9 protein-coding genes and 1 pseudogene are annotated in these 22,584 nt (G+C 37.8%); 3 read left to right on the top strand and 7 right to left on the bottom strand.

The genetic code is table 11. The features are described from left to right. From ACFILY_RS00005 to ACFILY_RS00030, 6 genes and pseudogenes are all read right to left on the bottom strand, one after another. Nucleotides 1-5,066, bottom strand: a 5,066-nt coding sequence (locus ACFILY_RS00005; RefSeq protein ID WP_375637163.1) for a hypothetical protein, incomplete at its 3' end; no start/stop codon positions are given. Between the two features lie 385 nt (nt 5,067-5,451). Next, nucleotides 5,452-5,757, bottom strand: a complete 306-nt coding sequence (locus tag ACFILY_RS00010) for a hypothetical protein (protein WP_375637346.1) — start codon at nt 5,755-5,757, stop codon at nt 5,452-5,454. 156 nt (nt 5,758-5,913) lie between these two features. After that, nucleotides 5,914-6,171: pseudogene (locus ACFILY_RS00015) on the bottom strand (hypothetical protein); the annotation flags it as partial. A gap of 401 nt (nt 6,172-6,572) precedes the next feature. Next, nucleotides 6,573-12,278 (bottom strand): YadA-like family protein, encoded by a 5,706-nt coding sequence (locus ACFILY_RS00020; RefSeq protein ID WP_375673249.1) that lies wholly within the window; start codon nt 12,276-12,278, stop codon nt 6,573-6,575. A 636-nt stretch (nt 12,279-12,914) separates the two neighbouring features. Then, nucleotides 12,915-18,143: a Vomp family autotransporter gene (locus ACFILY_RS00025; protein WP_375637167.1), complete on the bottom strand. Its 5,229-nt coding sequence runs from the start codon at nt 18,141-18,143 to the stop codon at nt 12,915-12,917. A gap of 980 nt (nt 18,144-19,123) precedes the next feature. Next, nucleotides 19,124-19,630 carry a helix-turn-helix domain-containing protein gene (locus ACFILY_RS00030; RefSeq protein WP_375637169.1) on the bottom strand — a complete coding sequence of 169 codons (507 nt, stop codon included), beginning with the start codon at nt 19,628-19,630 and terminating at the stop codon, nt 19,124-19,126. A gap of 147 nt (nt 19,631-19,777) precedes the next feature. Between ACFILY_RS00030 and ACFILY_RS00035 the strand changes: the two genes are divergently transcribed. From ACFILY_RS00035 to ACFILY_RS00045, 3 genes are all read left to right on the top strand, one after another. Further along, complete coding sequence (locus tag ACFILY_RS00035) at nt 19,778-20,020, top strand: hypothetical protein (protein WP_273790297.1); 243 nt, start codon at nt 19,778-19,780, stop codon at nt 20,018-20,020. A 104-nt stretch (nt 20,021-20,124) separates the two neighbouring features. Next, on the top strand, nt 20,125-20,571 hold the full coding sequence (locus tag ACFILY_RS00040) for a hypothetical protein (protein ID WP_375637170.1): 447 nt from the start codon (nt 20,125-20,127) through the stop codon (nt 20,569-20,571). Between the two features lie 2 nt (nt 20,572-20,573). Further along, on the top strand, nt 20,574-20,843 hold the full coding sequence (locus ACFILY_RS00045; protein ID WP_012754562.1) for a hypothetical protein: 270 nt from the start codon (nt 20,574-20,576) through the stop codon (nt 20,841-20,843). 319 nt (nt 20,844-21,162) lie between these two features. Here ACFILY_RS00045 and ACFILY_RS00050 read toward each other — a convergent pair whose 3' ends face one another. Continuing rightward, nucleotides 21,163-22,374, bottom strand: coding sequence for an MFS transporter (locus tag ACFILY_RS00050; RefSeq protein WP_375637172.1), 1,212 nt, complete (start codon nt 22,372-22,374; stop codon nt 21,163-21,165). Nucleotides 22,375-22,584 lie beyond the last annotated feature (210 nt).

A 22,584-nucleotide genomic window follows, 5' to 3' on the forward strand; every position in this document is an offset into this window, starting at 1 on the left:
TATCGGTCAGACCGATCAACAGCATCATCAATGGCATTAATAACAATATTATCCACCCGACTATCCGTATATTTTTTTGCATCATCGAGAACAATTTTCATCTGTTGCTGAGTGTAATCATGCAGTTGACCACCATTCACAGCTTCTTTCGAGTCCTTCTCAATACGGCCATCCGCAACATTATCAATTAAAACAGGTTCACTGGAATCTCCACCCTCTAAAGTGATCCTATTGGTTTTGTTTCCTTCTCCATCTTTATCATAGTTAACTGCGCCATCAGAAAGATTATTAACCGTGTTCTCAATATTATCAACTCTGTCTTCAATATTGAAAACCGTTTCACCAATATTCGTAACCGTAGTGGAAATATTGTCGACTCTGTTTTCAATATGCTTAATATCTTTTTCAACGCCAGTGATACGTTCGTTGGTCTCCCAAAGCTGTCCGCCATTGACTGCATCTTTTGACCCTTCTACAATTTTACCATCTGCTACATTGATAATCTTACTTGGTTGACCATCATGGCTAGCGTCATAAGCTTTTTTCTGCTCATTCCAATTTAAACCATTAGACGAGACATTGTTTTCAACATTTTGAATGCGGTCGTTTATCTTAGACATACTCTCACTCACGCCGTCAAAAGCACTGGCAACGTTATGATAATTCTTCTTTTCACCAGAGCTACCGTCAGCCTTGAATTGTGCTATCTTGAAAGTAGGAGCAGTCCATTCTCCATTATTATAGCCAGCGCCACCACCAAAATACGCAGCCAATTGGTTGCTCATAAGATAAAGTTGCGAACCATTTATAGCATCGGTTGAATTAGCAGAAATATCTCCATTGGCAAGAAACTTAATTTTGCTATTGGTTCTTCCCTCTCCATGCTGTGCTACAAATGCCTGCTCATCACTGTTCCACAACAAGGCGTCCCCTTTAACTTCTTGAGTAATATTCGTGATTTTTTCATTGACATCGTTTACCACATTCGTCAGATGCGTATTCACACTCTTCACATTTGCATCAAGACCTGTCAAAGCTGAGCCAACGTCATGATAATTGGCTTTTGCCACCTGACCATCTTCAACAATAACAGATAAACTATATTTTGGTCCTTTAAAGGCACCATTTTCGAATGAAGCATCACCACCAAAATAATTTGCTATATCTCCAGATATTTTATTAATTTGGTTCCCATTGATTGCATCATGCGATCCTTGCGCAATTATGCCATCTTTAACATTATGGAGAGCAACAGGGTCTTGGTTATCTACCCCACCTAAAGTTACGCTACCATAATTAATGGCACCATTTTCTTTATCGTAGAGAACTGCAGCAGCTCTTGTGAGATTAATATCATTAGAAATCATCTCTATACTTTTATCAAGCTGGGCTTTGTTAACAGCTTCATCACTCCACTCTGCAGCTTTTACACCGGAAATTGTACGAGCATCACCAGATTCGTTTGCAACATTGATTTCTATACCACCTGTTGACTCACCAATGGTGATAGCACCTTCATTCTCTTCCTGCTTAACGAGGCTATTTTTTGTCGCATTCGTAATCTGATTTTGAATATTCGTGATAGAAGCATCAACAGCATTAAAAGTAGATTCAAAACCATTGTGTGGCTTACCCTGAATAGTGTAAGTGGGAGCCTTACCGTTAGATACATCTGCACCACCACCAAAATATTGAGATGTATTTTGAGAAATTTTTGCTAGATTATTCGTAACAGTGGTAACATTCTGATTAGTAACAAAAAGTTGTGAACCATTTACCGCATCGGTTGAATTAGCAGAAATGTCTCCATTGGCAAGAAACTTAATTTTGCTATTGGTTCTTCCCTCTCCATGCTGTGCTACAAATGCCTGCTCATCACCGTTCCACAACAAGGCGTCCCCTTTAACTTCTTGAGTAATATTCGTGATTTTTTCATTAACATCGTTTACCACATTCGTCAGATGCGTATTCACACTCTTCACATTTGCATCAAGACCTGTCAAAGCTGACCCAACGTCATAATAGTTGGCTTTTGCCATCTGACCATCTGTATCAATAACAGATAAACTATATTTTGGTCCTTTAAAGGTACCATTCTTGAATGACGCACCACCACCAAAATAATTTGCTATATCTCCAGATATTTTATTAATTTGGTTCCCATTGATTGCATCATGCGATCCTTGCGCAATTATGCCATCTTTAACATTATGAAGAGCAACAGGGTCTTGGTTATCTACCCCACCTAAAGTTACGCTACCATAATTAATGGCACCGTTTTCTTTATCGTAGAGAACTGCAGCAGCACTTGTGAGATTAATATCATTAGAAATCATCTCTATACTTTTATCAAGCTGGGCTTTGTTAACAGCTTCATTAGCATTTACAGCTGCCTTCACACCAGAAATCGTCCTATCGTTGCCTGCATTATTTGCAACATTGATTTCTATACCACCTGTTGCCTTACCTATGGTGATAGTACCTTCATTTTCTTCTTGTTTAACGAGGCTGTTTTTTGTCGCATTCGTAATCTGATTTTGAATATTCGTGATAGAAGCATCAACAGCATTAAAAGTAGATTCAAAACCATTGTGTGGCTTACCCTGAATAGTGTAAGTGGGAGCCTTACCGTTAGATACATCTGCACCACCACCAAAATATTGAGATGTATTTTGAGAAATTTTTGCTAGATTATTCGTAACAGTGGTAACATTCTGATTAGTAACAAAAAGTTGTGAACCATTTACCGCATCGGTTGAATTAGCAGAAATGTCTCCATTGGCAAGAAATTTAATTTTGCTATTTTCTTTGTCTGCTCCATGCTGTGCTACAAATGCCTGCTCATTATTACTCCACAACAGAGAATCTTTAGAGACACCATCAATTTTCTGAGTAAACTCATTGGCTACATGTGTTAAGCGGCTATTCACATTGTTGATATTGTCATCAAGCCCTGTCAAAGCATCACCAACATTATTATGGTCCTTAGTTATTGCTACACCATCTTCAGAAATTTGCGATAAATGATAGTGCGGACCAAACAAAATACCTTCGCTAAATTCCGCATCACCACCAAAAATGACTGCTACATCTCGGGATATTTTTTCAATCTGGCTACCATTAATTGCATCATGCGATCCTTGCGCAATCATGCCATCTTTAACATTATGGAGAGCAACCGGTGCCGTAGTCTTATCACCACCTAAAGACACACTATTATAATTAACGGCTCCATCTGCTTTTTTATCGTAGAGAACTGCAAAAGCACCCACTTTCTGAATATTGAACACCTCTTCACCAAGATCAGTAACCGTAGCTGATATGTTAGTAACCTTATCGTTAATATGGACAATATCCTTTTCAGCACCTGCAACACGATCATTCGTCTTCCAAAGCTGACTACCATTGATTGCATCATGCGAATTTTCAATAATTTTCCCATCTTTAACATTACGGAGAGCAACCGGTGCTGTAGTCTTATCACCACCTAAAGACACACTATTATAATTAACGGCTCCATCTGCTTTTTTATCGTAGAGAACTGCAAAAGCACTTCCCTCTTCAATGTTATTAATACTGTTACTAATATCTGCTATACGCCCATCCAGTTGTTCTTTATTAACAGCGTCATTAGCATTTACAGCTGCCTTCACACCGGAAATTATCCTATTTTCACCAGATTTGTTTGCAACATTGATTTCAGTGCCACCTGTTGACTCACCAATGGTGATAGCACTTTCATTTTCCTCCTGCTTAACGAGGCTGTTTTTTGCCACATTCGCAATCTGATTTTGTATATTCGTGATAGAAGTATCAACAGCATTAAAAGTAGATTCAAAACCATTATGTGGTTTGCCCTGAATAGTGTAACTGGGCGCCTTACCGTTAAATACATCCGCTCCACCACCAAAATATTGTGATATATTATGAGTTACACCTTCAACTGTATTCTCAATCTTCCCTAACTGCGCAAAATTCACTGCATCCTCAGGTTCTTCCCCAGCTGCCACTCCTGTAATCTGCTTATTGCCAGCATTAATACCATCCACAGTTATACCAGCCCCATTAGCAAACAGAATGCCATCATCACTTATAGAGCTTCTTCCAGCGGTAACTCGTTCCACTGTAATATTCTTAGCTAGATCAAATTTTACATTATTGTCTTCCTCACCTTTTATAATCGTAAGGTTGCCACTTGCCGCTGACAAATCTACAGTATCTTTTATACCAACGGCTTTAGCATTTTCACCCCCAACGGATAGGTTCCAACCTTGATCTACGTATTTTTGTAATGATTTTAACTGCGCAACATTCACAGCATCAGTATTATAAGTACCAGCTGCCACCCCCTCAAGCTGGCGCGCCATCTTCTCTTTATCATTACCAATAGTCGCTATACCTGCATTACCTACCCATACATGACTATCATCACCTGATAAACCTTTAGTGAAAGGATCATAACCGGCCATGCCAAAACCTGAGATAGTCCCAGAACCGTCCCCAAGAATAACCTTTCCATACGCCCGCGTTTCAGGCCCAGACCCTATAGCAACAGTTTCATCACCATCAGCCCTCACTCGTAAAGAATAAGCATTTACGAATGCATCTCTATTATCATCTTGGTTATTATATCCGGCATCTATCGCGATATTACCTAGTCCTAAAGTGTGCGCTGTAGAGTCTATAGCAACACTTTTCCCCTTTGCCGTATATTTCTCTGGATCTAAAATAACAGCGCCACCCACTGTAAAGATATTTTGCGCATCTTTCCATACAGACCTTCCGTCGACTGTTAAAACATTTATGACAGAATTTTCCCCCCCCATAGCACTTGTATAATCATTATAAGCAGAAAGAGTACTTTGCGGATAAACCACGGCAGCATTCTTCACATTTTCAAGAGATGCTTTTGTTAAATCGAGATTTGCTGAAAAAACAGGAGAAGCATTTGATAAAAACAATGCCACCGCAGTTCCTAACGAAGCTACTTTAAACAATGATGATCGATGATGTGAACGAGAAAAACTCAAATCACGCAGATTTTGTGTAGTATATAATTTTTTCATAATACCCCCTTCATAATAATAGATTAAAAACACAAAAAAGGTATGCTCTAGAACTCTAAAGCTTTCTTATTTCCTTTGCGTGTTCCTGCTTTTACAGCGTGTTTTAGGTCATAAATAAAATTAAGACATAAGCTGTTGTTTCTACAGCGTCTTTAGAAGGGTAATTAGGGGAAGGTTCGTAAAAATCAATTTGAGGAAGGTAAAAAAATACTTAATATTAGAATATATTTCATTTTTCTATCATAGGTTGTGTGTTGTTTTTAGCTTTGATCTCTTTGAAAGAGGTATAATTTTTGTTGTGCCTATTGATCATCCGCTAGGCATCAGTTTATTTTTCGTGAATAAGATTTTTTTATTTCATTAGAGGATTTATGAAAGCTTTTTACTAAAATGCCCCATCTATATCCTTACTAATGGTAATGTGTCTCGTTGCTGTATCCTGTTTTACAAAAATACTCACTGCTACTTGTTCTTTTATTCCCTTCAGTTGTGAAAAATTCATTGCACTATCTAGCCCCCATATCTTTAGCTGCCTCATCAGAAATAGACAGTTTTCAACCTTTTTTCTTACGACTTCTTCTAAATCTTGCAACTGTCTAAGGTTCACTGCATCGGCAGATTTTCTATCAGCTGCTACGCCAGCTGCTACGCCTATAATTTGTCGCGTTATGTTCTTACTAGGAACACCAATACTTACTGCAACTTTCGTACTTTTCCATTGAGATTAGATGTTTTTAACCGGTCCTTGCAGAACAGACGTATCTCCAAAAACGCCAGCAGCTCTACCAGACACAGAGTTGTTCCCGATAGCTCTCCCATCAACCATCACTTTCTTTAGAATAGGAACCTAAAGCGATACTTCCACCCCCTTTTGCTTTTGAATAGAAGCCCATAGAAATAGCTTATTGAGCAAATGCATATGCACGGAGTGACCAAGAGCAATCGAACCATATTCTAAAGCTTTAGAAACAGCTCCTACTACTGTTGAATAATCACTCTTCGAAAGAGTATAATCATTTTCCCCGTGTTCGCTCTTCTTATTATATTCACCACCTACTGCGACACTGCTTTTCTCTAAAGCATGAGCCATATTGCCTACAGCAACGCTCCATTCTTTTTCCGTTTGCGCTCCACTACCCTAAAGCAATACTTGTGTTTGGAGTACATTGCATATCCTGTAGATCGTTGCATTATAAAGCATACGTTTAAAACTATACGAAAATAAAAGCTAAAACTGTCTTCTTTTAATAAAGGGTATATTCGTATTTACATTGCTTGAAACATTTTAATAAATCAAAATAATAGCAATCAATTTTTTGAATCTTTACCACTAAGCTCTTTTATTCTCAACAAAAGTTGTAATAAGCTTTTTATATTCGGATTTTATATAATTACGGGAGTTTTATACATTTAGAATAGCTTTAGAGAGTTCTGGAAGAAAGTAAAAAATTTGCCCTTTTCTTAAATAAGAAAAAGGCAAATCAATTTTATGGATTTAGTCGTTTATTAGTTGAGTATCACATTAACCCCTGTACTTATACCCCAGTGACCTCCAGAAGTGGTAATTGACAAGTTGGAACCAATATCACCGTTCTCTGAAGTATAACCTGCACCAAAAGCAAAAGCAGATTGACTACGCCATAAACCACTACCAAATGCGATTGTTAATTTTCCAGGAATATCACTATAGCGTAAACCAGCTACCGCTAAACCAACAGCTGCTGCTTGTCTTGCCTCTTTTCGAACATCCTCAACAGCATAACTTAATGTCGAAAACTTCATATCCGTATACGAATTAGCCCCACTAACTCCATCTTTTACAAGATGAGAAATTTGCTCATCCGTATACTTATTGGCACTTTCAAGCACAAAATCCATCTTATCTTTTAATTGACCGCCATTAACCGCTTCTTTCGAATCCTTTTCTATCTTTCCATCGGCTACATTGGCTATTAATACTGGAGAACTTTCATCTCCACCAACTAAGCTAACTTTATTGGTCTTTTTTCCCGTTTCTTTATCTTTATCGTATTGTACAGATCCCTCCGTAACTCTATTTTCAATATCCTTGACCTGATCTGTAATCATCTGCTGAGTTTCCCAAAGCTGTCCTCCATTCACTGCTTCTTTTGAATCTCTGTCTACCTTACCATTCGCTACATTGATAATCTTACTTGGACTCTTAACACCCTGAGAATCCACATGAGATGCATCATAACTTCCTTTTTCTTCATTCCAATTCAGACTATTCAAAGAGGTACCCTTTTCAACTTCTTTTATACGATCGTTGATAGTGCTCATGCTGTCATTAACAACATCAAATGCTTCAGAGACATTATTACGCTCCTCTTTATCACCTTTCGTACCATCCTTATTAAAGACCTGAACAGTGAATTTTGGTCCTTGCCAGTTTCCTTCCTTATCATAACCAGCTCCTCCACCAAAATATGAGGCAAATGTCTGTTGAAGTGTATAAATCTGACCACCATTAATCGCATCCGTCGAATCTTCTGATATCTTTCCTTTCGCAAGGAACGTGATCTTGCTGTTTTCCTTGTTACCTTCTTTCTCATGCTGTGCTACAAACGCACCTGCATCATCACTCCACAACAACGCATTTTGCTCAATGTTGTCTGAAATCTCATTATGAAGATTCTTGAAAACCTTATTTACACCGGCAAACGCGGCTGCAATGCTATCATAATTCTCCTCTTCAAAGCTTCCATCTTCTTGGAAAGTCATTATCTTGAAACCTGGAAGCGCCCAGCCATCACCATCATACTTAGCATCACCACCAAAATACTTTGCTAGCGACTGATTCAGATCATAAATCTGTCCGCCATTAACCGCATCATTCGAGCCTGATACTATAGAGCCAGCCGCAAGTGATGTGATCTTGCTTGCTTTTCTGTCATCACCTTTCCCATGCAGAGCGATAAAAGCTTTGTCACCATCGCTCCAAGATAAAGAATCTTGTGCAACTCCCTCTGAGACCTCCTTAATGCGAGCGTTCACATTCTTGATATTGTCATCAAGTCCTTTAAAGGCAGAACCAACATCGGTATGCGGTTTATCTGTTACTTCGCCACCTTTATCAATACTGGATAAATTATAAGTTGGCCCTTTAAAAGCACCACCCTTAAATTCAGCATCTCCACCCAACAATTTTGCTATATCCATTGAAAGAATGTGAACCTGTCCTCCATTGATAACATCCGTTGAGTTTTCCGCAATCGATCCGGCGGCTACATTATGGAGCGCAACAGGTGTAGCATCCTTCCCTTTCCCAAAAGTTACATTTGTATAATCAGTTTGATTATCTGTTGTTTTATCGTAAAGAACAACAGAAGAACTATCAGACAGAAGGGTATCAGAAAGATCCTTCAAACCTTTATCAAATTGTTCTTTGTTCACAGCTTCATTGGCTTTTTCTGCTGCCTTCACACCAGAAAGGGTTCTATCCTTACCACTCTTGTTTGCGATATTGATTTCACTACCTTCTACTCCTTTACCAATGTTGATAACATCTTCATTTTTCGTAACAAGCAAATTACTGATTACATCGCTGATCGCAGTTTGAACCTTTGTGAAAAGTTTACCCACACCTGAAAATGCATCTGATACATTCTTATAGCTTGATTCAGCTTCAGTGCCATCATCATTGATAATTTTGAGCTTAAAATCAGGAACTTTCAATTCCCCATCCTTATATTCAGCGTCATCAGAAAAATATTTTGCAACCTTATCGCCCAGTGAATAAAGTTGAGAACCATTTACGGCATCCATCGATTCTTTCGTAATATCTCCTACAGCAAGCGATGTGATTTTACTTGCCTTTCTGTCATCACCTTCCCCATGCTGGGCGACAAAAGCTTTGTCAGCATCGCTCCAAGATAAAGAATCTTGTGCAACTCCTTCTGAGACTTCCTTAATGCGAGCATTCACATTCTTGATATTATCATCAAGTCCTTTAAAGGCAGAACCAACATCGGTATGCGGTTTATCTGTTACAACACCTTTTTCATCAATATTCGATAATTTATACCCTGGTCCTTTAAAGTTTTTGCCATCAAAGGATACATCGCCACCTAAAATCTTTGAGAAATCATCTGTGATGATATGAAGCTGTCCACCCGTGACTGCATCATATGAACCCTTGGCAATCTGACCATCGGCAACATTGTGAAGTGCTACAGCAGCAGAATTTGCACCTTTTCCTAAAGTCACACTCGCATAATTTATAGTGTTATTATCACCATCTTTTTTATCATAGTGAACAACAGCCGAGTCATCTGATTGAAGACTATTAGAAAGCTTCTCTAAACTTTCATCAAGCTGACCTTTATTAACCGCTTCATTATTTTGTGTTGCTGCCTTCACACCAGAAAGAGTTCGATCTGCTTTGCTACTATTAGCGATATTGATTTCACTGCCTTCTACTTCTTTACCAATAGTGATAAGATTGGTTGCTTGATCTTTCTTAACAAGGCTATCACCTTTCACATTGGCAATCTCATTATTAATCTCTTTGCTAATCTCATTTCTAATATTTATGAAAGAATTACCAACTCCAGCCAAAGCATCCGCCACATTGCTATAAGTTTTCTCTTCAGATTTACCATCATCCTTAACTGTCTTAACCTTAAAACTTGGAGCTTTCCATTGTCCTTGCTCATCATAACCAGCACCACCACCAAAATAGGTTGCAAGTTGTTCGTTCAGCGAATAAAGCTGACCACCCGTGACAGCATCCGTTGAATCTTTAGAAACAACACCATCTAAAAGAAACGTAATTCTACTGTTTTCTTGTGTCCTTACAGCTCTGCCTTTTTCTTCTTGCTTCTTTTCATGACGTGCTACAAAGGCATTGGCTTCATCGTTCCATAACAAAGCATCACCTTTAACTTGCTGAGTAATATTCGTTATGTTTTTAGTAAGTTCGCTAAACTTATTTGTTACATTATCATTGACATTCTTGATATTGCTATCAAGCTGGCTTTTGTTAACAGCGTCATTATTGTTCTTTGCTTCCCCAACACCAGAAATTATCCGATCCGCACCGCTTTCATTTGCAATATTGATTTCTGCGCCACCTACTTTTGCACCAATAGTGAGACGACTCGTTGTCTTGTCTTGCTGAACAAAGCTCTCGCTTTCCACTTTGGTAATCACATCGTTAACCTGTTCAGTCAATTTATTCTGAACATTCGTGATAGAACTTCCAACACCTGCAAGTGCATCAGCTACATTCGTATATTTCTTGTCAAAAGAAGTACCATCCTCACTAAACTGCTTGATCTTGAAATCTGGTTCTCTCCATATGCCCGCTTCATCATAACCAGCACCACCACCAAAATAGGATGCAAGCATGTTACCCATTGTATAGAACTGACCACCATTTACTGCATCTGTTGAGTTTTGGGTAATCTCACCACTTTCTAGAAACGTAATTCTACTGTTTTCTTGTGTTCTTACAGCCCTGCCTTTTTCTTCTTTTCTCTTTTCATGACGCGCTACAAAGGCATTGGCTTCATCATTCCATAACAAAGAATCCTGTGCTACTCCTTCAGAAACTTCTTTAATCCGTGCATTCACATTCTTGATATTTGTATCAAGACCAGTAAATGCACTACCAACATCTTTAAAAGAGCCCTCTGTTATATTACCCTTTGTATCAATCTTGGATAAGTCATAAGTTGGTCCCGTCATGTCAGAACCAGCAACTCCTGCACCTCCACCAAAATATTTTGATGTATTCGCCATAGCCGTTTCCAGATTTCTCGCTGTGGACGAAAGACTCTCATTGGTTTTGCTTAACTGTGAAAAATTAACTGCATCGTTCGCTCCAGTGCCATCCGACACTCCTGTAATCTTTTTACCCCCAGCATCAATACCTCCGGTGGTTATTTTCGGACCATCAGTAATTACTAAGCCCGTAGCATCTAAGGTATTTGTACCTGCCTTTACGCTCTCCAGTGCAATGTCTTGAGCCAGATCAAACTTTACTTTATTGTCATCTTCGCCCTTTGTAATATTTAGGTTGCTACTTCCAGCGGAAAAATCTACCGCGCTATCCATAAGAACAGTTGTAGCATTTTTATCTCCAACAGAGAATTTCCAACCGTTTTGTCTTACAACTTGTTCTAAGTCCTGCAACTGTTTAAGGTTCACTGCATCGGTAATATTAGAACCAGCAGCTACGCCTGTAATTTGTCTGGTTATACCCTTACTATAATCACCAACACTAACTGAGCCCCGCGTACTTTTCCATTGCGCCTCAACGTTTGTTGCAGGCCCCTGCAACAAAGAAGTGTAGCCAAGCTCACCAGCAGCCCTATCGGATATAGAATCGCTTCCTAGAGCAACACCTGCCGCAACCGTCACATTAGAGCTAGCGCCTATAGCAATTCCCTGCAGCGCCTGCTCCTGTGCATATGCATTGTACCCCATAGCAATCGCTTCATTTGCATAACTATGTGCTTTACTACCGAAGGCTATTGAAAAATCACCTAATGAAACTGTTCTCTCTTTTTCATCATAACTATCGGTTAGAGAAGAACCGATTGCAATGCTATTTTTAGTATCTCTACTCCTACCGGCTAAAGCAGTTAAGCCGATTGCAATCCCTTGGTCAGCCTTCGTCTGCGCTACCTGCCCGTAAACAATAGCATCATGAGCTTCTCCCTGAGCTCGTTCACCATGGACAAGAGGATTACCCAAATTCCCATCCCTAGTCATTTGACCGCCCGTTACAACTCTTGGAGTTAAAGCTGCTCTTGTTATTTTTTTACTTCCAGCATTCATATCAATTGAACGTATTGAATCGCTGGCTTCTGCCAAAACATTCACTATAGGACTATAATCGCTCACACCAGTAAGAGTTTTGGTTAAAAAATTTGCATAGTCATCAGCAGCACTTACCTTGGATGTCAAAGAAACATTCAGCGCTGTTAAATAATTTTCCTGTGATGCACTAGAAGAATCCAAATCACTGTTATAGCTATCATAAACAGAGACAATACTTTGTGGATATATCTCAGCAGTGTTCCTTATGTTTGCAGAAATCTCTTCTCCTGAATCAAGATCATTCGAAAAAACAGGGGAAATACTGGCTAAAAGTGCAGCTATTGAAGTCAAGGATAGGACTTTAATAAAAGGAAAACGGGAAAATTTTAAATTGCTCCCTGCTAATTTTGTATATAATTTTTTCATAATGAACTCCCCAATGAAAGAAATAACTATAAACACAAAAAAGACACATTTAAACGCTATAAAGTTTCCTAAATTTGGTTTTTCTAAACGTATTCAAAAATTTAGTACCGGACTGCAAAGATAGAGAAGTTGTGTTTTTAGCTTTTATGGTTAATGTGTTTTGCTCTTTTACATTTCCTAAGAAAGTAAATTTCTTTGTGGTGATTAGTTTTTTTAACTTTTAAACTTATTGTTTGTTTTTTGCAAGGGGTAGAGTTGATTTAGTGGATTGTTTTATAACTTCTTCCAGTAAAGTTGAAATACATTTGAATGTGTACTTTTATCTTAGTAGAAAGCTTTTTAATAGATTTGTAGAGAGCAAAAGGTTTTTTTCTATCTGTAGAGTGCTACAGATTTTTCAGATTTAAAAATTAAAGAAAAAATAATGAACTTATAATTTATGGAAAAACTTATTATCTTATTTTGAAATAAGAAGTTCATTTTGTTGAAAGTGTATAGGTTTTTTCTGTTTTTTAAACCTGTATTTGTCGTTATAGCGCTTATCAATTTATATATAATTTTTACATACGTAACAACAATTCACCCCTGCCTCATGAGACAGGGGTGAAAAGGAATTTTTATGTATTTTGTTTATTATCAGTTCAATGTCATATTGAATCCCGCACCTACACCCCAGTGACCTCCAGAAGTTGTTGCGGATATGTTAGAGCGGTATTTTCCATTTTCTGAGGTGTAACCTGCACCAAAGGCAAATGCAGATTGACTACGCCATAAACCAGTACCAAATCCAACGCTTAATTTTCCAGGTGTATCATTGTAGCGTAAGTTAGACACCGCAAGACCAATAGCCGCTGCTTGTCTTGCCTCTTTTTTCACACTCTCAATACTGTAGTTTAAAACGTTAAACTTCATATCTGTATATTGTTTAGACTGATCAACAGCATCATCAATCGCATCAATCACAATATTATTAACCCGTTGATCTGTGTAGTGCTTGGATTCATCAAGAATAATCTTCATCTGTTCTTTAGTATAGTCATGGAGTTGACCACCATTTACAGCTTCTTTTGATCCCTTCTCAATTTTACCATCAGCTACATTATCAATCAAAACAGGTTCACTGGCATCACCACCCGCTAATGTGATTTTATTGGTCTTTTTGCCGTTTGCATCTCTGTCATAACGAACAGCGTCCTCAGCAATATCGTTAACTTTGTTTTCAATATTGAAAACCGTTTCACCAATATCCGTAACCGTAGTGGAAATATTATCAACTCTGTTGGTAAGATGCTTCACATCTTTTTCAACACCAGTGACACGTTCATTAGTTTCCCAAAGTTGTCCACCATTAACCGCATCTTTCGAACCTTCTACAATTTTACCATCAGCTACATTGATAATTTTACTCGGCTTGCCATCACGATTAGCATCATAGGCTTTTTCTTTATCGTTCCACTTTAAAGCATCTGTATCGACCTTGTTGATGACATCATCAATACGGTTGTTAATATTTGACATCCCATTATTAATATCACCAAAAGCATCAGCGACATTATGGTGCTCTTTCTCAACAGTCGTACCATCAGCATTGACTTGAACAATCTTAAAAGTAGGATTTGTCCATTTGCCATTCTCATATTTAGCACCGCCACCGAAATAATTAGCAAGCTGGTTATTCATGGAATAAAGTTGGTTGCCCGTAATGGCATCTGTTGAACCTTGAGCAATCTCACCATCCAAAAGATACTTCAATTTGCTCTTTGTTTTCTGCCCATCTTTTTCATGACGTGCCACAAATGCTTCTTCTTCATCATCCCACAGTAAAGCATCTTTAGAGAAATCTTCAATTCTCTGATTAAACTCATTGGACACATTCGTTAAGCGTTGATTCACATCTTGAACATTTTTATCAAGACCTGTTAAAGCTGAACCAACGTCATAAAAGTTAGCCTTCCCTACCTCACCACCTACAATAGCCGATAAAGTATATTTCAGCCCTTCAAAAGCACCGTTAACAAACTTTGCACCACCGCCAAAAAACTTTGCAATATCTGCTGATATTTTATTAATCTGACTACCATTGATTGCATCGTGGGAATTTTCAGAAAGGCTACCTTTTTTGACGTTATGAAGAGCAACTGGCTCGTTATTCTTATTGCCGCCCAAAGTCACACTACTATAATTAACATTACCATCTTCATCTTTATCATAGAGAACCGCAGCAGCAGTTGCTGTCTCAATATCTTTAGTAATATCCTTTATGCTTTTATCAAGTTGGTCTTTGTTAACAGCTTCATCGCCCTTTTCTGCTGCCTTAACACCAGAAATGGAACGTGCGACCTTACCATATCCTGCAATATTGATCTCAGTACCAGCTGTATCCTTACCAATAGTGATAGAAGCAGAAACTCCGTCTTGCTTAACAAGACTATTTTTTACCACATCGGAAATCTTATTATCAATATTTGTGATAGAAGTATTGACAGCAGTAAATGCATCCGTAACATTACGATGTGTCTGCCCCTGAATAAGGAAAGTTGGTTCTATACCTTCGAGTACATCTGTACTACCCCCAAAATATTTCGATGTATTTTCAGCAACTTTTGATAGATTACCAGTAACAGTTGTAACCTTCTTATTCGTAGCAAAAAGCTGTGAACCATTTACCGCTTGCGTTGATGTTTGAGAAAGTTCTCCATCTTTCACACCGGAAAGTGTTCTTTCTTGATTATCTTTATTTACAAGGCTAATTTCAGTACCACCGGTTGCTTTACCCACAGTAATAAGACCATCTTCTCCTTCCTGTTTTACAAGGCTATTTTCTGTCACATTATTAATCTGATTATAAATATCTGTGATAGAATTATCGACACCTTCAAAAGCATCAGCAACATTATGATGCTTTTTCTCAACAATAGTGCCATCCTCATTACGCTGAGAAATTTTGAAAGTAGGCTTGCTCCACTCTCCATCCTTATAGCTAGCTCCACCGCCAAAATAATTAGCAATCTGACTACCCACTGAATGAAGCTGGGAACCATTTATTGCATCAGTGGAGTCTTCATTAATGTCACCATTCAAAAGGTAAGTAATCTTACTTTCTGTTTTTTCTCCATTTGGTCCATGCAGTGCAACAAATGCTTGCTCTTTTTCGCTCCAAAGCAAAGCATCTTTAGAGAAATCATCAAATTTCTGATTAAACTCATTAGTAACATGCGTCAAACGACTATTTACATTTTTGACATTCACATCAAGCCCTGTCAACGCTGAGCCAACATCAGTATACACCATCTGCACTACCTTACCATCTGCAGAAACTGTAGATAAATTATACTTTGGACCTACAAAGACGCCATTTTCAAATGCTGCATTCCCACCAAAGAAATTCGCAATATCTCCAGATATCTGATTAATCTGGCTACCATTTATTGCTTCTGTTGAATCTTCAGAAATTGCACCATTTTTGACGCTTGTAATGATCCGCCCTCCATCAGTACCTGCGATATCAATTTTCGTACCACTTTTTTCCTTACCAATGGTGATAAGTTTCTGCACTTCATCCCATTTAACAAGACTATTTCCTGCTATTTCATTTTTTATTTTGTTCAATTGTGCAACATTCACTGCATCGGTCTCTAAAGTTCCCTCTTCCACCCCTTTAATTTGTTTATTACCAGCATAAATACCCCCAGTAGTCATATTAGGACCACCAGTAATCACGAAGCCATCATCGCTTACATTCGCCTTACCTGCTATTACACGTTTAACTCTGACAATATCATTCAAATCAAACTTTACAGTATTGTCACCGTTTTTGGTAATTTTGATATTCTTACTTTCTTCATTACCATCCTCTGCATTAACACCTACAAACTTTACTGTACTCTCTGCCCCAATATCTGTAGGCTCTTCATCTTCAACAGCAAGTTTCCAACCCGTTTTAATTCCCGCTGTAAAGTCTTTTAACTGCTTATAATTTACAGCATCGGTATCGTCTTCCCCTGCCGCTACTCCTTTAATCGTTTTATCACCAGCATGAATGCCCTTAACAGTTATGCTCGGCCCATCACCACCTTCAAACCCAAAGCCAACAGCACTCATAATGCTTTCTCCTGCTGTGACACTCATTACATTAATATTATCAGCTAGATCAAATGTGACATTGTGATCATTATCTTTTGTAATCTTAATATTCTTTCTATCTTCATCTCCAGCTGCTTGGAAATTTACTGTGCCATTTGGTCCAATAGCTGTAGCATCTCCACCGTTAACAGCAAGCTGCCAACTCGTTTTGGTTGCCTCTTGTACAGCTTTCAGCTGTTTATAATTTACAGCATCGGTATCTTCAGTCCCCTCTGCTACATTTGTGATCTTTTGCTTGGCTGCATCAATACCATCCACAGTTATATTTGGACCATTATCATTAATAAAAAAGCCATCCACAGTCATGCGCGAACCATCTTTACCATTAACAAAAAAGCCATCATCACTCATCGTGCTTTGGCCTGTGGTGACTTTTGTAAGTGTGAGAGTATCACTTAAAGTAAATTCAATTTTATGCTTAGTGCCTTCAGTGTTTTTTGCAATCTTTAAGTTGTCTTTTCCTTCGTCTTTTTTACTTTTCACTGAAAAATCTATTGTACTTCCTGGATTCACGTCTATAGGATCGGTATCGTTAGCAGAAAGTTTCCAGCCCCCTCCCCCTGCTATAACTTCTCTCATAGCTTTTAGCTGTGCTACGTTTACCGCATCAGTGTCTGCACTCCCCGCTGCAACTCCTGTAATTTGTCGTGTTAGTTTACCCTTATCCCTGCCACCAACTTCACCAACACTAAAAGCCCCTGCAGTGCTTTTCCATGCCATACCGTCTTCTGTCGAGTTATCATTTAAGGCAGGATCATAACCAAAAGTCCCCTTTTCTCTATCAGAAAGAGAACCTCCACCTATAGCAACACCATCATAAACAGTTACTTGTGCATTTGCACCAATAGCAACAGAATCTTCCGCTTCAGCATATGTGTGCGTACCTATAGCAATCGCATTTTCAGCTTTCGCTATTACTCTTCTTTCAGGATTAGCGGTCTCAGTTCTATCAGAGAGTCTGCTCCCTATTGCAATAGAACCTGAAGCTTGAGCTTCAGCCTCTGAGCCTATAGCAATCGCATAATTCTTTTCTGCCCTTACCTTTGTCCCCATAGCAACGCTATTTTTACCTAATGCAGTTGCAAGCCCACCAATAGCAACCGTAGATTCCCCCGACGCTTCTGATCCCACACCTATAGCAACACTTGCTTTTCCAGCCGCAAGTGCAGAAACACCAAAGGCTTGCGCACCCCCTGCCTTTGCTGTCGCACCTGCACCAAAAACGGTTGAATAATTACCCGTTGCAGCAGATCCACAACCGGTAGCAAAAGAATAAACACCATAAGCCTCAGGCATAGCACTAATAGTGCCACTCGTTAGGGCTCCCATATAACCACCACGAGGGGTTGTCCAACTATTACCACCCCAAGTGACCTTTTCAGTAGTTGTGCCATAAGGATTACGATCACCAAATTTTTGATCAGTGATAAATCTGTTATATTGGACTTCTGCAGTTATTCGTTGAGTAACTGACGCTTGTTGTTTGCCGCCACGCCCAATAACGTTATCTACACCACAGTAGTCATCATCACCAGATAGAACAACACTGCCATGACTACCATGTGCATATGAAACATCACCAAGATTCGAACTATTAATAGTCGCTCCTCTTATAGCAAGATTGGCAGCAAAAACAGGAGAAACACTCGATAAGAGTGTCGCCATTACCGTACTAAGAGAGACAACTTTAATTAAATTTGGTGTGGAATATTTTTTTTTCATAAGAACCTCCTCCAACAGAGTTCAACATCATTACAATGTGCGAAAACACACACGGCAAAACCCTTGTTTGCGCACTTCAAAAACCAATAAATCAAGACAAAACTCTCCCCCTACGATACCGCTATCTTTACGGCATCGCCCTAAAATCTCTGCAACAACATCAAATCTAGAAAAGTCCCCAACCCTTTTAGCTAGAGGGATTCAAGCTAAAAAATCAATAAAAACACAAGACTTTGAAAATATACCGTAATCTCCATTTAAAAATACTGCGGTTTATCTCTTAACAAAATAGTTTCACTAAAGAGCAATTCTACTTTTCAAATAAAGCGCATCAGCAAAATGGCAAGAGTGTAAAAAATAATTTTTTATAAATTTGTAAAAATACTTCTCAATAAAATAGCTGTTCTTATAAACACAAATTTATGATTTTTTTAACTTATAGCACAATGTAATAGATAACGATTATCATGATAATCTCACTCTTTGTTGCGAGATAATCTGTTTCAATATATAATGCATATCTTTGAAAGAAATCTTTTTTAATATAATGATGCACGCTCTGTAAAAAGTTCCAACGTGCTCATCTTGTCCTCTTCATAAAAAGACAAAAGTGCTATAAATGATCTTTCGTTCTTCTCGCGTATATGTCTGTTACCCTTCTATAGGAACAAAACATCGTCATTGTATTTTCACTGTTGTCAGTATCTTTTCCCTCAACCAACAAATATTTCAGGAATGACACTATATTAGCTTCTTTTTGAATCAATTTTGTTTGTATTGCTACCCGTCGTTCTTTTTATGAACTGCTTTATTTTTAATCAGAACAATATATTGATTTATAATGATAGTTTCTCGTTTTTCAGGTTGAATAAAAGACTCGAAGATCGTGAGGTTTTCACATTCCAAACTTGGTTATACAGCAGAAAATCAAAAAAGTTTTATTTTTTAAAAAGGCTGTTCATTCGTATCTTATGAAATTTCTAGATGTGCTTTTCAGATTCGATTTTACGCTTTAAATGTAATTTTAAAAGTGGCAAAGTGGCTTCGACTTCTTCCATATCATTGAGGTTTTGAATAAGCTCTTGCAATCTTCCATAAAGCTCTGCTGCTAATTCCGCAACATCTTCAGGAGAAAGATCTATTTTTGCATCATGATAGGTCGTATAAACTAAATGTCCCAGCTTTTTCATCAGCCCAGCAGGTATCGCTTGCGGTTTAAAACCAGCTGCTTTCGCCTTTGCCATATCTGAAAACATCTCGCCATTGCCCGTCACAAGCCAATCTAAGGAAATACCACAAATTTCTTGATATTTGGAGAGCGCAGAGGCTGTAGGCTCACTTATACCAGTTTCATAAGTTCCTACAGAGCCAGCAGTGATACCAAGATGTGCAGCAAACTGCTTACGCTCTGTAAAACCAAGAGCGTGACGCACTTCACGAAAACGTTTTGCCAACTCAGTTTTAGGTTTTGCTTCCGGACGAGCCAAAAAACACTCCAAAATCAATATAATTGTTGACTAAATAATTATATTGATTTATATCTATTATTACTGCTCCTTAAAAAGAGCAGTTATCACATACATAACCCCACAAAAACAGATGTTGCAGCATCCGTTTAAGCAGGAGCGAAAATTATGACAATTACACAAAAAATGCAATCGCCGTGGTATTTTACTGAACTGCGCCCCTGTAATATAACCTTGGAAAAACTCAAGCCTATCAGAGGCTATTTTCCAGAGTCAAAAACATTTGGACACAGCCCAATGAAAAAGCTAAATGCGCCACTGCCAACTCTATCAGTTTGCATGCCAAGCCAATTCTTGCCAACTGCTTTCTCACAAGTCGCAGTCATATTCTTTCAAAAGCAAAAAGCCTAATACGATTCTCTTCATTCCATGCTGTGCAATATACCACTGAAATCTTATTACAAAAATATGCAAATGCATTTCCCATAGGTTTTTATAAGGTAAAAAGTTTATCAATGTCTAAAAATCAATATAAAATAGGCAAAATAATTGGTATTCTACAAAAAATGAGATTATCACTCGTTATTAAAAAGTTAGACGTTTACAAACCCTGTTTGCTTATTTTATATATTAATGACACTGAGTTAGCTGTAATTGGCAATAGAGATTTCAGGGTGTTTGGTTTATCGTCAGAATACTCTTCCTCTACGCACATTAAAAGCCTTTTGGCAGTGTATTTTAAATGCTATAAGTTCTATAGTAAACACATTGCCATCCATATTTACAATTGGGCGCTTCAAAAACTTGGAGTAATAAAATCTTTAATAGGCACTGATTTAAAAGCGCGTATTTTGCAGAAAATTGACAAAACCATGAGGTTCGTATACATGGCAATTTTAAGTGATGATAGTGGAGTGATACTTAAAAAAGCTGCATGGAAACCCGCAACGTTGAGGAATTAAGCATGACCTCTTTATGCGATAAAGAATTATCTGATACACTGGTTGGTCTTTATGACGACTATCAACGCGGTTTCGACATTGGAGAAGAGCTTAAATTGTGCGTGGATTTGGCGTTATCTCTTGAATTGGAACTCAGTATTCATCGTTTAAGTGAAACAGATGCTGTTTTAAAAAAAGAGATTGTGCAAACCTTGCATCGTCGTAGAAATACCCATTCCAATGAAGATGAAATTGATACAATTTTTCATATGGATTTTGAAAAACAAAAATAATACAACACTCTCCCCATATGATACGATATTACCTCATTGCTTTACTTTCTACTACGCTTAAACAAAAAACTCTCAAGAAGATTTAAAGTGTTACGTTTTCGTCTTCTTAACAACAGTGAGATGAATTAAAGAAACGCATCAATTCTTTTAGATCATTATCAAAAAATAGAGAGTATTCTCTAGTATACATCAATTTATGCTTTGTTCATTAAGCACCAACTTTTACATTTTCTCAACTCTCCTTTAAAAGCAAAATATGAAATGTGCTGCAGCGTAAATGTTTATAAAATAGCGTATATTGACCACTCTTAAACGTAATTTATTGTTTTTCATGTCTATAAAACAGCACTATGAGTATTCCAACAAACGCAACAATGCTTTGAAAAAAATATATCGATTGAGGTGATATGCTACTGTTATCGCTTGCCATAATGAGGTAGACTCCGAGGATCAAGCATCCAGAGATACCATTAAAACTTGCCTGCAATCTTCCTTGGTATTCAGGATCACAAGAGAGTTGTGATAAAGAAATCGAAAGAGCCCAACTCGAAAGTCCAAATCCAATCATAAAGTAAACAGGAAAAACAACAAAATTGTGTGTATTAACAGATAGAATAGCGAGGCCAATAGCCATAAAAGCTAATAAAATGGCTAATGTTTTCCTGATAGATAAAACTTTACAAAGAAGTGGTGAAAAAAACGCACCTGTCAATACGCCCATAGAATAAAGCACCTCAAATATTGCAAAGATACTGCTATCTGCATGTAAAACCTCTTGTATATAAGGAACGAGAATAACAGGAATGGTCATCAAAAGAGTCATAATAATCATCTGGCTTATATAAGGTACAAAAAGAGCCGGATTCTGTTTAAAATAATGAAGGGATGCTGTATAATTTTCCCACCAATTTTGCTGGTTTTGATTTTTAGATCTTCGGTTTTTAGGTACCTTCATTGCAAAATTAAATAAACCAGCAATGATAAAGAATATACCACCTATTAGAAGAGTTCCTTTTGTTCCTGCATAGGACAGTATAAATCCACTTAAGCCCATACCTACGATAGTGCCAAGTTCATAAACCATATCGATGGTCGCATTTGCATTGATGAGCTGTTCCTTCAGCACAATACTTTGAATTAAAGAAATAGCTGATGGCATATAAAAAGGGATAAAAATACCCAAAAGAGCAGATAAGACCATCAATTCAATTTCTATACCAAAATGCCAAAGCATTACCCAGCTTACAATTACCAAACCTCTCACAAGATTTGAAATAATAATCTGCGTTTTACGATTATATTTATCTGCCAATATGCCAAAAATAGGCGCAAAAACAATGCCAGGCGTCCAAAGAAAAAGCATCATCAACGCTACACCACGGATTGAGCCCGTCTGATTGTAAGCGAGCCATGACAATGTAATATAATTTAGTCCACTTCCAAATGTAGCAAATAAGCCGCTCAAAGTAAAATAGAGAAAAGTTCTATTTTCAAATAAAGCAATGCGTTCCTTCAAATTTGAAGTGAACATAAATTATCCTCTAAAATGAATACCAGTCGATATGCATGATACATCCTGTTTAAAAACAGGCATTCTTACAATTTTCATTTTAGATCATTAAATTTAAGAAAGCAAAATTTCTTTTTTGAGGCTTTTATAATCTTTGTGCTGTTTTATGATTAATTCCTCTATGAAAACGGAACATTTATGGACAAAAACAAAATTAATATTTTATGTGCG

Origin of the sequence: Bartonella sp. CL25QHWL (assembly GCF_042195335.1) — a bacterium.
GTDB lineage: Bacteria > Pseudomonadota > Alphaproteobacteria > Rhizobiales > Rhizobiaceae > Bartonella.

Coding starts and splice junctions, on each gene's coding strand:
- ACFILY_RS00020 (WP_375673249.1), bottom strand. CDS start 12,278: ATGAAAAAATTATATACAAAATTAGCAGGGAGCAATTTAAAATTTTCC.
- ACFILY_RS00025 (WP_375637167.1), bottom strand. CDS start 18,143: ATGAAAAAAAAATATTCCACACCAAATTTAATTAAAGTTGTCTCTCTT.
- ACFILY_RS00035 (WP_273790297.1), top strand. CDS start 19,778: ATGACAATTACACAAAAAATGCAATCGCCGTGGTATTTTACTGAACTG.
- ACFILY_RS00040 (WP_375637170.1), top strand. CDS start 20,125: ATGTCTAAAAATCAATATAAAATAGGCAAAATAATTGGTATTCTACAA.
- ACFILY_RS00045 (WP_012754562.1), top strand. CDS start 20,574: ATGACCTCTTTATGCGATAAAGAATTATCTGATACACTGGTTGGTCTT.
- ACFILY_RS00050 (WP_375637172.1), bottom strand. CDS start 22,374: ATGTTCACTTCAAATTTGAAGGAACGCATTGCTTTATTTGAAAATAGA.